General features: G+C 62.4%; 11 protein-coding genes. 6 read left to right on the top strand and 5 right to left on the bottom strand.

The genetic code is table 11. The annotated features are described in order from the left end of the window. Window positions 1–68: 68 nt before the first annotated feature. The 3 genes from CNE_RS30625 to CNE_RS30615 form a co-directional block, all read right to left on the bottom strand. Entirely contained in the window at window positions 69–566 is a 498-nt protein-coding gene (locus tag CNE_RS30625) for a YkgB family protein (RefSeq protein WP_013958579.1), read from the bottom strand. A 152-nt stretch (window positions 567–718) separates the two neighbouring features. After that, window positions 719–1,336 carry a nitroreductase family protein gene (locus CNE_RS30620; protein WP_013958578.1) on the bottom strand — a complete coding sequence of 206 codons (618 nt, stop codon included), beginning with the start codon at window positions 1,334–1,336 and terminating at the stop codon, window positions 719–721. A gap of 64 nt (window positions 1,337–1,400) precedes the next feature. Continuing rightward, window positions 1,401–1,832, bottom strand: a complete 432-nt coding sequence (locus CNE_RS30615; protein ID WP_041229135.1) for a cupin domain-containing protein — start codon at window positions 1,830–1,832, stop codon at window positions 1,401–1,403. Window positions 1,833–1,919: 87 nt separating this feature from the next. Between CNE_RS30615 and pdxR the strand changes: the two genes are divergently transcribed. Continuing rightward, a complete protein-coding gene (pdxR, locus tag CNE_RS30610) occupies window positions 1,920–3,335 on the top strand; it encodes a MocR-like pyridoxine biosynthesis transcription factor PdxR (protein WP_013958576.1) in 1,416 nt (471 codons plus the stop codon). Between the two features lie 548 nt (window positions 3,336–3,883). Here the strand turns inward: pdxR and CNE_RS30605 are convergent. Beyond that, the gene (locus CNE_RS30605) at window positions 3,884–5,014 is read right to left on the bottom strand and encodes an IS110 family RNA-guided transposase (RefSeq protein WP_013958575.1); all 1,131 of its coding nucleotides are present in this window, start codon (window positions 5,012–5,014) and stop codon (window positions 3,884–3,886) included. 203 nt (window positions 5,015–5,217) lie between these two features. Here CNE_RS30605 and CNE_RS30600 point away from each other — a divergent pair, with 203 nt between their 5' ends. Continuing rightward, complete coding sequence (locus CNE_RS30600) at window positions 5,218–6,354, top strand: IS110 family RNA-guided transposase (RefSeq protein ID WP_013958574.1); 1,137 nt, start codon at window positions 5,218–5,220, stop codon at window positions 6,352–6,354. A 349-nt stretch (window positions 6,355–6,703) separates the two neighbouring features. On the opposite strand, the gene CNE_RS30595 is transcribed toward CNE_RS30600, so the two are convergent. Beyond that, window positions 6,704–7,399 (bottom strand): TetR/AcrR family transcriptional regulator, encoded by a 696-nt coding sequence (locus CNE_RS30595; protein ID WP_041228960.1) that lies wholly within the window; start codon window positions 7,397–7,399, stop codon window positions 6,704–6,706. A gap of 189 nt (window positions 7,400–7,588) precedes the next feature. On the opposite strand from CNE_RS30595, the gene CNE_RS30590 reads away from it, so the two are divergent. From CNE_RS30590 to CNE_RS30575, 4 genes are all read left to right on the top strand, one after another. After that, window positions 7,589–8,854, top strand: a complete 1,266-nt coding sequence (locus tag CNE_RS30590; RefSeq protein ID WP_013958572.1) for an MFS transporter — start codon at window positions 7,589–7,591, stop codon at window positions 8,852–8,854. A 46-nt stretch (window positions 8,855–8,900) separates the two neighbouring features. Continuing rightward, window positions 8,901–9,704 (top strand): cyclase family protein, encoded by an 804-nt coding sequence (locus CNE_RS30585; RefSeq protein WP_041228959.1) that lies wholly within the window; start codon window positions 8,901–8,903, stop codon window positions 9,702–9,704. A gap of 7 nt (window positions 9,705–9,711) precedes the next feature. Continuing rightward, window positions 9,712–11,025, top strand: coding sequence for a fumarylacetoacetase (fahA, locus tag CNE_RS30580; RefSeq protein WP_041228958.1), 1,314 nt, complete (start codon window positions 9,712–9,714; stop codon window positions 11,023–11,025). Between the two features lie 219 nt (window positions 11,026–11,244). Beyond that, complete coding sequence (locus tag CNE_RS30575) at window positions 11,245–12,324, top strand: porin (protein WP_013958569.1); 1,080 nt, start codon at window positions 11,245–11,247, stop codon at window positions 12,322–12,324. The last annotated feature ends 7 nt before the right edge of the window (window positions 12,325–12,331 follow it).

The raw sequence follows: 12,331 nt of genomic DNA, 5'->3' as shown, positions 1-12,331 counted from the left end.
CAGGCACCGATGATCCGCCGCATTCCGCGCGTCGGCAGAACTTAGCGCCAGCGAATCGCCCTATCCACTCAGGACTTCTGATCGCTGAGCCACGGACCACGTAGAGATGCCAGGAGAAGAGAAAGCGATGCAGCCAGTAGAACAAGATCCTTAAGAAGGAACTGGCCCGGTGCTGCGGAAATCGCCGGGAATCCACCCGCCGTCGCTTCTGCCACGCCAGGTGTGCTCACGAAGAAGGTGAGCGTTATAAGATAGGTCGTGGCGGACATCGCCGCTCCCAATGCTGAAAAAATGGGCTCGAAGGCCCCAAGAATAAGAGCCGCAGCGGTGGATAGCTCAAGTACGCCTATCACGTAGCTTGCCCCTTGAACTCCAAATAGGGCGTGCAGCCAGCTCATGATCGGACTGTGTTCGATAAACGGAGCGATACCGGCTGCTTCGTATGCGGTGAACTTCATTCCGCCGAACCAAAGAAAGATAACGACCAAAGCCCATCTAAGCAGGGCCAAGAAGTTGAGTGAACCGGCGCCCTTTTCAGCAATTTGAAGAGGAATCGGACTGGCCATTTGCGAACCTCCTTGAGTTGAATGTGCCTCTGACATATATGCAGTGCACCGCCCTTCCCTCACAGCGCTCGCGGGTCTTGCACCGTGCAAGCCTTCAATACCTGGCGCTGTCGAGTGCGTCTGAATGTCTATTTGATGGGCGTGATCAGCAATTAAACGAGGTCCAACACATCGGCCACTGGCAGGCGCGGCTTCTGCGGCCAGTTTCCGAGACGCTCCGCTCCTACGGACAACAGCAGGACCGGCACTTCGTCTTGGGCCAGTCCGAACTCGCGGTGCACCCCTTCGGCATCGAAACCAATCATCGGCGTCGAACCCAGGCCCAGCGAGCGGGCCGCGTAGATCATCGCCGCCGCGCCGAAGGTGGCAGTGCGTACTGCCTCGTCGCGCTGGCGCTGCGGGTACTCCATGTACAGATTGCGTGCGGGGATTTCCCATTCCGGCACCATCTCTGCCGGCATGACGCCCGCTTCCACCAGCGGCGCCAGGCGATCTGGTATTACGCTGGAATCGGCCAACTGACCGCAGACGATGAAGGTAACGGCTGCTTCGGTGATCGGGGGCTGGCTCCAAGCGATCGGACTCAGCCGAGCCTTGGCTTCAGGCGAGCGTACGGCGATGAAGCGCCAGTTCTGCATGTGGAAGGATGTCGGCGCGCTTGTGCCGATCCGCACCACCTCGCGGATTTGCTCGTCGCTCAAGGTCGCGGTGGGGTCGTAGTACTTGGCCGCGCTGCGGCTCAAGATACAGTCGATGACAGCGTTGGTCATAGTGATCCCTATGGGTGACGGGACAGATGTAGGTATGCGAGTGCTTCGCGTTCCGAGGCGATGCTTACTTGAGCGGCGTGGTCAGTTCTTTGTCGTTGCTATCAACGACGAATACCGCCAACAGCTTTGCTGGTTCGGTTTTGCTCGCGTTCCGGCTCACGGGATGGCGTGAGCCCGGCTCCTCGAAAAACGCCTCCCCAGCCTTGTAGACGCGTTCCCGCTCGTCATTCACCTTGCTGGCGATGCTGCCCGAGACAACATACGCATAGATGAACGCCGACTTGGCATGGGTATGAGGTAGCGAAGCGCCTCCGGGTGGATAGATGACTTCCACGGTAACGAGCGATTTACCCGGGATGTTTTGTATGGCGCGCGAAAAGTTCGGCTTGACGACATCGCCAGGGCCGCCGGTTTCCGCGCCATGAGCAGCAGCGACCCCGGAATAGGCCACGCTGGCAGCGACAACGAGAGAAAGAAGTGTGCGTTGACGTTTCATGTTCAGCTCCGTGTTGGCTAGAATCATGAACGTCAGGCGGTTCGCATAAAAGAACCAAAAACCTGAAATCCTAATGCACCACGAACCATGGCGAAAATCCTGGATTTGAAGGTCGACCGCGCGTCGAAGACAGCACTTGCAGAACAGATACGCGCGGGAATCACCGTCGCCATTGAGAGCGGGGTACTGCTTCCAGGTGCCAGGCTGCCGTCGTGGGTGGACCTGGCAGCGCAGCTGGGCGTGGCGCGCGGCACCGTCAAGACCGCCTACGAGCGGCTGACCGACGCGCAGTTGATCGTCTCGTCGCGTGCCGGCGGAACAAGAGTTTCCGAGCACGCGCCGGCAGTGCGCCCGAGCACGGACCGGACGCGGTCGATCGAGACGGATCTGCAATCCGATCTATACCAGCACTTCCTGCCCGGCCCCGCAGTGTTTCAGATGGGCGTGCCCGCATCGGACTGTTTTCCGACCACATTGTTTGCACGACTGCGCGCCCGTGCGGCGCGCGATGAAGTCGAAGCGCCGGCGTCCTATCCGGACCCGCGCGGCGAGCATGAACTCCGCCGGGAAATCGCCGCGCATCTCGCCTTGTCACGCGGCATCGAATGCCAGCCCTCGCAGATCTTCATCACGGCAGGTTTCTCGGGAGCGCTCGGTATAGCCTTACGCGTGCTCCAGGCCGAAGGCCGCAAGGCATGGGTCGAAAATCCGGGCTTTCTTCCGAGCCGCAGGGCCTTGTCCATTTCCCAGCTCACGACTGTTCCCGTGCCTGTCGATGATGAAGGCATCGACGTCAGCTACGGCGAAACGCACGCACCGGATGCCGCGCTGGCGCTGGTCACTGCGGGACAACAGGCGCCCCTGGGCCCGACGTTGTCGCTGGCCCGCCGGGTGCAACTGCTCGAATGGGCGATCCGCTCGGAGAGCTGGATCATCGAAGACGACTACTTGGGTGAACTCCAGCTCAAACGCCACGCGGCGCCGGCGCTGGCATCACAGGATCGAGCGGGGCGGGTCATTCATGTCGGGACGTTCAGCAAGACGATCAGCCCGACGCTGCGGCAGGGCTTCGTCGTGGTGCCACCGGCCCTGGTATCCCGTTTCGATGAAGCTGTGGCCTGCCTGGCTTCCGCACCTGGGCCGGCCGTGCAGATGGCGACGGCAGAGTTCATGCGAGACGGCCATTACATGCGGCACTTGCGGCGCATGAAGCGCATCTATGCGGCCCGAAGCCAAGCGCTGCTGGCAGGCCTCGAGTCCCGGGAATTCGAGGCCTATCCGGCTGGACTGGCTATGGTGGTGCGGCTCCCCGACGACGCCGACGACAAGACGATCGCCCGGGAAGCCTACGCCTATGGGCTCGCGCCCGCGGCGTTGTCGGGCTGGTACTGTTCCACATCTACGCAGCGATCGGGGCTGCTACTCGGGGTGGCGACAGCGATTGAACAGCAGATTCCAGCCGCTTGCGATCGCCTGCACCACCTGATCCGAAAGTTCACCTGATCGCAATGGGTCGGGAGCGGAAGTTCGACGCGACAGCGGCGTCGGCGACCTGATGGATTTCCGGTTTCGGCCATGAAGCGTAGTTGGTCCACGCGATCACTCGGCCAATCGAACGTCGGCTCCAGCCAAGCTAACGGACTTTCGCTGGCCAGCGATGCAAGTCGCTCCATCGGCGGAAGCGGAACGCTCTGGTCATCTCAGAGACTTATCATGAGAACGATTTCTATTTCTAGATAATCCAGATACCGGTTGATTAGATACTGATATGACTTCCGTTGTCAATCGGATTGGTTCGGTTTCTGGTCAGTGCATTTGATCTGAATTTCCTGAGGGCGACGTAGCAGTAATTCTCGACGGTGGATCACACTGATATTCGCGGGTTGGCTACCGCATTACAGAGGTCCGTCCAACGAGCCTGCCGCTACCTATGGTCGCAAATCGGATGACATTCCTTGCGTAGTATCTTCGCGGGTTACTCGGATGCCCGGGCTACGCCGCCTTCAGGAAACTCTTCCAGTGGGTTGTGGGGTGGTTGACGAAGCGCTGTGTTACACGGCGGGCGCCTCTTCCGATACGGCCAAGGACATGGACAGCTGGCTGATGTCCCAGATGAAGCCGGCCAGTTCGCGAGCCGTCGCGACTACCGCGATGTTCGCGTTTTTGCCTCGCGCGGCCAGCTTGCGATAGCGCCGGCATAGCCGGACCTGCGCGTCCCAGGCGCGATCGATGATAGCCTTCGGGATGCCTTCGTGCCGACGTTGAATGTCGGGACTTACGCGTGCCGGATGCCGGTAGCTCCAGGCGGCCTCCACGAGCAGCTTCCTTGCATAGCTGTTGCCGGTCTTGGTGATGCTGCCCTGACGGCGCCTATCGCCGGAGGAGTGTTCGGATGGTGTCACCCCCAGCCATGCCATCAATTGGCGCGGATGCTCAAAGCGCGAGAGATCGCCCAACTCCGCGAGCATGCCCACTGCTGTGGTGAATTGCACGCCGCGCATCGTTTGCAGGCCGAGCACGGCCGGATAGAAGTGCCAGTTGACGACCGCCTCGCGCAACGCGGCCTCCAGCCGGGCGCATTGCGCGAGGCGGTCCTCGATCGTGCGTCGATGCTCCTCGAACGCCAGTTGCTGCCACGCGCTGTCGAACGCATACGTGCTCAGCCAGCGCCGGTGCGCCGGCCCCCAGTCGGCCCGGCCCGCATAGCGCACCCCATGCGAGAGCAGAAAGGCCTTCAGCCGTTGCCGGGCACGCTTCAGATCGTCTTTGGCACTTACCCACGCACGTGAGAGATCGCGGAACGCTTCGTCCTCCACGGTGGGCACATAGACCCTCGACAGGTCGCCCGCGCGGAGCGCACGCACGAGCTTCACGGCGTCACGTCGATCAGTCTTGACGCGTTCACCCGGCTTTTTGGGAATCAACGACGGTGCGCACACCATGCAGTCGAATCCCTTCCCTGCAAGCTGTCGGTAAAGACCATATCCGCATGGGCCCGCCTCGTAGACGACCCTGACCCGTCGCGCTTTGGACTGCAGGCGCTTGCACAAGCGTTCGACTTCCGCCTTCGTCGTGCCGATCTTGCCGAGCAGTTCAACCTCGCCCTCGCCGAGCGCATAGGCGACCGTGATCGATTCCTTGTGAACGTCGAGCCCTACATAAAGCGTGCTATCGTGGTCCATGCTGGCCTCCGTGCCGGAAATCGCCGGGTGCGGCCCTGTCCGCACCGTGCGGCTCTGGCAGCAATGCTAACCCGCGTTTGATTCCTCGCGGCAGGCCAGCCTCTGCCTCACGGAAGTCATACTGTCTATGGAAGGGCTGGACAGATAAGCCCCCTGGAGTAAAACGAAGCTTCACGAACCCGTTTTACGAAAGGAGCCTGCAAATGAATGCGCCCGACACAGCCCTTCAAGGACAGGATAGGGCAGTTATTGGTCGACTGTATATGGCCTTCGAACTGGGCGAGAAGAGTTGGAAGCTGTCGCTTGGCGACGGCGTACGCGGGCCGAGCCGGTATACGGTGGCGGCCGGTGACAAGGACGCGGTCCTGCGAGCGATTGCCAAGGCCAAAGCACGCTGCGGACTGACATCGCAGGTGCCGGTCCGCAGTTGTTACGAGGCTGGCCGCGATGGCTTCTGGCTGCACCGCTGGCTGACCGAACAAGGCATTGATAACCTGGTGGTGGACTCGTCCAGTATCGAAGTCAACCGGCGTGCACGACGTGCCAAGACCGACCGGCTCGACGGCGACAAGCTGCTCTCGATGCTGCTGCGTTATCACGCGGGGGAGCGACGCGTGTGGGGCGTCGCGCGGGTTCCCACCCCGGAGCAAGAAGACGAGCGGCGGTTGCACCGGGAACTGGGGCGACTCAGGCAGGAACGCACCGCCCTCAGCAACCGAATTCGCTCGCTGCTGGTATTGCACAACCTGCGGGTCGCCCACGTCGGCGGCCGTTCCTGGGCGCACTGGTGGAACGATCATGGCGCGCAACTGCCTGTGGGGCTGCGCGCCGAGATCGAGCGCAGTGTCGCGCGACTGTCACTGGCGGTTACGCAGATCAGGACGATCGAAGCCCAGCAGCACGCGACCGTAAAGGCCGGCGCGCAGCCGGCGATCGCCCTGCTCGCGCGGCTGCGCGGGATTGGCGTCGGCAGTGCCTGGATCCTGGTCAAGGAACTGTTTGGCTGGCGGAACTTTCACAACCGGCGCGAAGTCGCCAGCTCCCTGGGCTTGGCGCCGACGCCCTACAGCAGCGGCGAAAGCCAGGTCGAGCAAGGCATCAGCAAGGCTGGCAACAAACGAGCCCGCTGGCTGATGATTGAACTTGCGTGGAGCTGGTTACGCTACCAGCCTGCAAGTCAGCTCACCCAATGGTTCAATGAGCGCTTTGCGCCAGGTGGCAAGCGCATGCGGCGCATCGGTATTGTGGCACTGGCACGGCGATTGGCTATTGGCCTGTGGCGCTATCTCGAGTACGGCGAGATTCCAGTCCAGGCCAGCTTCAAACCAGTCGCAACGTGATGCCGCCTGAGTATGGAAGGCTAAGCGGTAACGATCGCAGGTCAGCGCGCCCGTAACAGACTCGGGCTGCCCCCAGCGGGTAGCCGTTCTTCTAGATGGGGCGCGCGCAGGTAACAGGGGTGTTCCAGCGCCTCGCGCATGCGGTATGTGGTGACCCGGCCTTGCGCCGGGCACGGATAGAAGGTAGACCGGGGCTGGGTCCCGGCCTTACGTAACCCCGACCTCGGTTTCACGCCGTGTCAGCCCACGAAGATTCGAGGCTTGCAAGGAGAAAGCATCGCGCCAGTCATGTCTATGGAAATTCAATCCCGGAGGAGCTTGACATCCTCGCCCTCATAGAAGGGTCTGTTCAGGTCCGGTCGGCCCCGGCGCGAATGCCCGCTGCGATGAAGGTCACCAGGTACTCGGACTTGCGCCGCACGTCGCCGGCCTTGACCTTGCCGCCGGAGATGCGCTCGATACGGCTGTCGAACACGCTCATTACCAGCGCCCCCACGGCAAACAGATAGGCCCAATGCGCATAGCCGGCGCTGTTGCCTGGCAGGGCCTTGCGGATCGCCTTGACGAATTCCATGGCAAAGGGGTCGAAGTAGTCCGCAACAATGCCTCGCTCAGCTTCTCTTGGATCCGATGCCTCGCGTGCGACGAGCTTGGCGTAGGCAATGCCGGCCTCCGTGTCCTGGATCCGCATTACTGGCTGCACGAACGCACGCACGATGTGCTCCACCGGATCCTCGCCGGCGATGAGGGGTTCGTGTAGCGCCGCCAGCCGGGCCTCGAAGAGCGTCTTACGCCGTTCAAAGAGCGCGCGGTACAGATTTCGTTTGGTCTCGAAGTGGTAAACGATCAGCGGCAAGCCAACGTCCGCGGCCGCCGCGATATCACGCATCGACACGCCGTCAAAGCCGCCCTCGGCAAAGAGCCGCTCCGCTGCATCGAGCACGCGTTCGCGCTTGCTCGCTTCCGGGATCGGCAGCCCCTGCACTTCTTCCCGCGCCCTGCCCCGCGCCCCGACCGCCGACTTCCGCGCTTCCCTGCCTTCCATGCTGCCTCCATATAGACGCGCCATTGTAGCGAACCTCACTTCGCCACATTCGCACCCGAGTTTACCCCAGTGTAACGTTTGACTGTACGAGCGTACAGTCCGTTCCGTTCGAGACTGCACGATCGTACAGTCAGTGCAAACGGGTGCGTCACCTGCTTCGGCCAGGGGCGCCAAATCAGGAGACCCATCATGCCCCCCAATCCTGCTTCGCTGAAGTGGCGCGTGCTTATCGGCTGCTTCCTGAGCTATATGTTCGACGCGGTGGACATCATCATCCTTGCCATCGCCATGCCGGCAATTACCGCATCCCTTCACATCACACAGGCGCAGGCCGGCTTGCTGGTCACAGCCACGCTGCTCGGCATCGGGCTGAGCAGCGTGGTGATGGGGAGGCTGGCGGATACCATGGGCCGCCGCACGGCGCTGCTACTGTCTCTGGTGACTTTCGGCGCGCTCACGATGGCAATTTCCGGCGCCACAGACTGGCGCCAGATCCTCTTCCTGCGCTTCCTCTCAGGCCTCGGCCTGGGCGGGGTCTGGAGCACGGCCGCGGCTCATGTCAACGAGACCTGGCCGGCGCACCAGCGAGGACGGGCCACTGCCTTCGTGCTCAGTTCCTTCTCGGCGGGCGCAACCGTGGCCGCCCTGGCAGCGGCCTACCTGCTGCCGGCGCATGGCTGGCGCGTGTTGTTCTTTCTCTGCGGCGGGGCCGTGGCCATCGCCATTTTCTACGTCTGGCTGCGCGTGCCGGAATCGGAGGTCTGGCTCGCGCAACGCTATGGCGACCAGTCCGCCAGAGCAAGCGCCGGCCGCGCCAGCCTTGCTGAGTTGTTCGCGCCGAGCTTGCTGCGCATTACCCTGCTCGGCACCGCGACCTCGGCCTTGGCGCTGTCCGCGTACTGGGGCGCTTCGACCTGGCTACCGACCTTCCTGGTCAAGGAGCGGGGGCTCGATGTCACCACCATGGCAAGCTTCGTTGCCGTGCTGAATGTCGGCATGTTCCTTGGCTATAACGTCTTCGGCCTGCTCGCAGACCGCATCGGGAAACAGCGTGCCGTGATCGCGTCGCTGGTCGGCTCCGGACTGACGCTACCGGCCTACGCTTTCGCCACGGACCATGCGACCCTGCTCGTCCTCGGCCCGGTATTCGCCTTCTTCATGGCCTTCGCCGGCCTCGTGGGCTCCTACTTCGCCGAACTGTTCCCGACGCGCATCCGCGCAACCGGCGCCGGATTCTGCTTCAACGTCGGCCGTGGCATCTCCGCCTTTGCTCCGCTGGCGCTGGGCTGGGCGGCGACTGGGTTCGGCTTTGCGCCCGGTATCGCGCTGTGCGGCGGCTTGTTCCTGCTATCCGCGATCGTGGTTGCCCTGCTGCCACGCGAAATTGCCGAGCAGGATACCGGTGTGGGCGCCCGCAAGGCGCCGGGCACCGCGCCGTCCCTCGATGCCAGTTGAGCCCGCCTTCCCCCTTTTCATGCATCTCCAAAGAGGACCTCCCACCATGACCCGCCGCTTCGTCGATCTCTCGATCTACCTGGAAAACGATGTCGTCTCCGATCCTCCCGGCTATGGCCCCCGGATCGAATACCTGTCGCACCGCTCGACCGCCGAGCAGGTCACGTCTTTTTTCCCGGGACTGAAGCCGTCCGACCTGCCGGACAGCGAAGGCTGGGCGATCGAGCGCATCCAGCTCAATACGCACAATGGCACCCACCTGGATGCGCCCTATCACTTCCACAGCACCATGAACGAGTCATTGGGGCAGCGCGAGCGCGCCATCACCATTGACGAGGTGCCGCTGGAGTGGTGCTTCCAGCCAGGCGTGAAGCTCGACTTCACCGGTCTGGACGACGGCTATGTGGTGACCGCTAACGACGTTGATGCCGAACTCGACAGAATCGGGCACGTGCTCAAGCCGCTGGAGATCGTGGTGGTCAACACGCGTGCGGGCAAGCGCTACGGCCAGCCTGACTACGTCTCGTCCGGCTGCGGCATGGGGTTCGACGCCACCATGTACCTGCTTGAACGTGGCGTGCGGCTGACCGGTACCGACGCGTGGAGTTGGGACGCGCCGTTCGTGCACACGGCCCGCAAGTATGCCGAGACACAGGACGCCTCGCTGATCTGGGAAGGCCACAAGGCGGGCCGCAACATTGGCTATTGCCACCTGGAGAAGCTGCACAACTTGGAGGCGCTGCCGCCGCATGGCTTCTACATCTCCTGCTTCCCGCACAAGATTCGCGGGGCCTCGGCCGGCTGGACCCGCGCCGTTGCCATCTTCGACGATGCCCTGAATGCCGCCTGATACCACCATGGAACTGAACCACACCCATGATGCCTCCCGCCACAGCTGGCTGGACTCGGCCAATGCTGCAGGCTGCGATTTTCCGCTGCAGAATCTTCCGCTCTGCATATTCCGTCGGCTTGGCCGCGCGGAGCCCTGGCGTGGCGGCGTTGCGATCGGTGACCAGATCGTCGACCTGGCCGCCTTGCATGGCAGAGGCTGCCTGCAAGACCTGGCCGCCGAAGCCACGCGGGCCGCCGCAGCGCCGACGCTAAATGCACTGCTGGACCTGGGTCCGAGCGCCTGGCGCGCATTGCGCCACGGCATCTTTGCGCTGCTGGAGGCAGACAGTGTGCATGAGCGTCCAGTACGCGAAACGCTGGTGCCGCAGGCGGCGGCCGAGTTTGCGGTCCCGATACGCATTGGCGACTACACGGATTTCTATACTTCGCTCGACCACGCCGTGAACTGCTGTCGCCAGTTCGGGCTGGAGGTGAACCCCAATTTTGATTGGCTGCCGATCGCGTATCACGGCCGGGTGTCTTCCATCGGCGTCAGTGGCCAGCAGGTCTACCGGCCGATGGGGCAGTACCGCGCCGATCCGGGCAGCGCACCTGTGTATGGACCTTGCCAGCGTCTGGATTACGAACTGGAAGTGGGCGCGGTGATTGGCATCGGAAATGCACGTGGTACGCCTATCCCGCTGGCAAAGGCACAGCAGCACATATTCGGCCTGTGCCTGCTCAACGATTGGTCCGCGCGCGACATTCAGACTTGGGAGATGCAACCGTTAGGGCCATTTCTGGCCAAGAACTTCGCCACCACATTGTCGCCCTGGATCGTCACGCTGGAAGCCCTGCTGCCTTACCGTACAGGCTGGACGCGCTCCCCAGGGCGCCCGCAACCGCTCGACTACCTTCGCTCGGCGGACAATGCCGCGGCCGGCGCCTTCGACATCCAACTGGAGGTCTCGATACTCAGCGCGCGCCAGCTAACACAGGGCCGGCAACCGCGCACGCTGACCCATACCAGCTTCCGACACCAGTACTGGACGCTGAGCCAGATGATTGCGCACCACACCATGGGCGGTTGCAACCTACAGAGCGGCGACCTGCTGGGCAGCGGCACGATCTCGGGCCCCGCCCCAGGCGAGGCGGGTGCGCTGATCGAACTCACAGTATCCGGGACGCAACCGGTAGATATCGGCGACGGCGAACAACGCGGCTTCCTTGAGGATGGCGATACCGTCGTGTTCCGTGGCTGGTGCGAGCGCGACGACTATGCGCGGATCGGCTTCGGCCTCAACTATGGGACCGTGCTGCCGGCCCCTGCGTCCGCCTGACCGTCTCCAACCCACTACTGCCGCGCGCGCCACTCCCCGCCGATTATGGGCTGCGATGCTGTGGTGAGTGGGGCCTCGCGCTCAGCTCCCTCGGGCGAATACCGGCATTCGCAATGCCGCAGAAAAGGACGACCGCCCCCGTCAGTGAGGCTGCTCTTGCGCCAAGACCACGCTGTTCTTTTGAGGTGATCGAAGTAAGTAAAACGGAGGAGATCAATTTTGTACAAGGAACGACAAGCAAGCTTTGCCGTCTATGGTAAAGCTGGTAGCGAACCGGGTGGCTCACGGAGGGCGCAACCGATAGTAAGGTTGTATGCGCTGGCACTCTTTGCGCTGCCTTGCGCGTCCTACGCGACCAACGCACAGCTATATGGACTCGCGGACGCATATGTCGGCGTTACCCATCTCAGTGGACAACGTTCTGCAACTGGCGTGGAAAGTGGAGGTCTGCAGACGTCCTTCTGGGGCATGACAGGAAGCGAAGATTTGGGAGCCGGTCTTAAGGCGAACTACCGCCTCGAGGGATTCTTCCAAATGGACACGGGTGCCAATGGGCGCGCTCCCACGGATGGCCTCTTTTCCCGAAATGCCTACGTCGGCCTGGAGGGCGGTTTTGGCGAAGTGCGTCTCGGGCGACTAGCAAATCCGACGTTTCTGGCGACCGCGCTCTTCGATGCGTTTTCCGGGTCGACCAAGTTTTCGCCGCTCCAGAACGTGCTGTGGACGCCCCAGCAGGGCCGATTCATTGCCGGCGATACCGCGTGGAATAACGCGATCGGCTACTACTCACCGGAATTCGCTGGGATTTCGTTCCGGGGCTTGTATAGCCTTGGCGAGCAGCCGGGCACGAATTCGCAGAACAATGCTGTCGGTATGCTGCTCTATGATCGCGGGCCATTGTCGGCAAGTTTTGGCATCCAGAAAACCCGGCTCGGTCCCGGACTTCCTGCGGGAAGTTGGGCGCAGACAGCGATGGTCGGGGGATTGTCCTATGACTTCAAGGCCATCAAGCTGCTGACCGAGTATGCCCACACAAGTACCAGCGGTGCATCAACGACGACCGACGCGCTGCAGGTGGGTGCCCAGATTCCGGTCGGCAGCGGGAAGATCCTGGCCTCTGCAGTGTCTTCACGCGTACGTAGCGATGTCATGGCGGACTATCGGCGTCACGGACTTGCCGGTGGTTATGACTATGCTCTGTCGAAACGCACGGACGTATACGCTGTGACGATGTTCGACAAGGTTACCGGAAAAGGCAGTGGCACCAGCTTTGCGCTGGGCATGCGCCACAAGCTTTAGCCGCTTA

It is taken from the genome of Cupriavidus necator N-1 (assembly GCF_000219215.1).
GTDB lineage: Bacteria > Pseudomonadota > Gammaproteobacteria > Burkholderiales > Burkholderiaceae > Cupriavidus > Cupriavidus necator.
This window is presented reverse-complemented; position numbering and strand designations above follow the sequence as displayed.

Bases quoted from the DNA above. Each gene is read 5' to 3' on its own strand.
- CNE_RS30625 (WP_013958579.1), bottom strand. From the start codon at position 566: ATGGCCAGTCCGATTCCTCTTCAAATTGCTGAAAAGGGCGCCGGTTCA.
- CNE_RS30620 (WP_013958578.1), bottom strand. From the start codon at position 1,336: ATGACCAACGCTGTCATCGACTGTATCTTGAGCCGCAGCGCGGCCAAG.
- CNE_RS30615 (WP_041229135.1), bottom strand. From the start codon at position 1,832: ATGAAACGTCAACGCACACTTCTTTCTCTCGTTGTCGCTGCCAGCGTG.
- pdxR (WP_013958576.1), top strand. From the start codon at position 1,920: ATGGCGAAAATCCTGGATTTGAAGGTCGACCGCGCGTCGAAGACAGCA.
- CNE_RS30605 (WP_013958575.1), bottom strand. From the start codon at position 5,014: ATGGACCACGATAGCACGCTTTATGTAGGGCTCGACGTTCACAAGGAA.
- CNE_RS30600 (WP_013958574.1), top strand. From the start codon at position 5,218: ATGAATGCGCCCGACACAGCCCTTCAAGGACAGGATAGGGCAGTTATT.
- CNE_RS30595 (WP_041228960.1), bottom strand. From the start codon at position 7,399: ATGGAAGGCAGGGAAGCGCGGAAGTCGGCGGTCGGGGCGCGGGGCAGG.
- CNE_RS30590 (WP_013958572.1), top strand. From the start codon at position 7,589: ATGCCCCCCAATCCTGCTTCGCTGAAGTGGCGCGTGCTTATCGGCTGC.
- CNE_RS30585 (WP_041228959.1), top strand. From the start codon at position 8,901: ATGACCCGCCGCTTCGTCGATCTCTCGATCTACCTGGAAAACGATGTC.
- fahA (WP_041228958.1), top strand. From the start codon at position 9,712: ATGGAACTGAACCACACCCATGATGCCTCCCGCCACAGCTGGCTGGAC.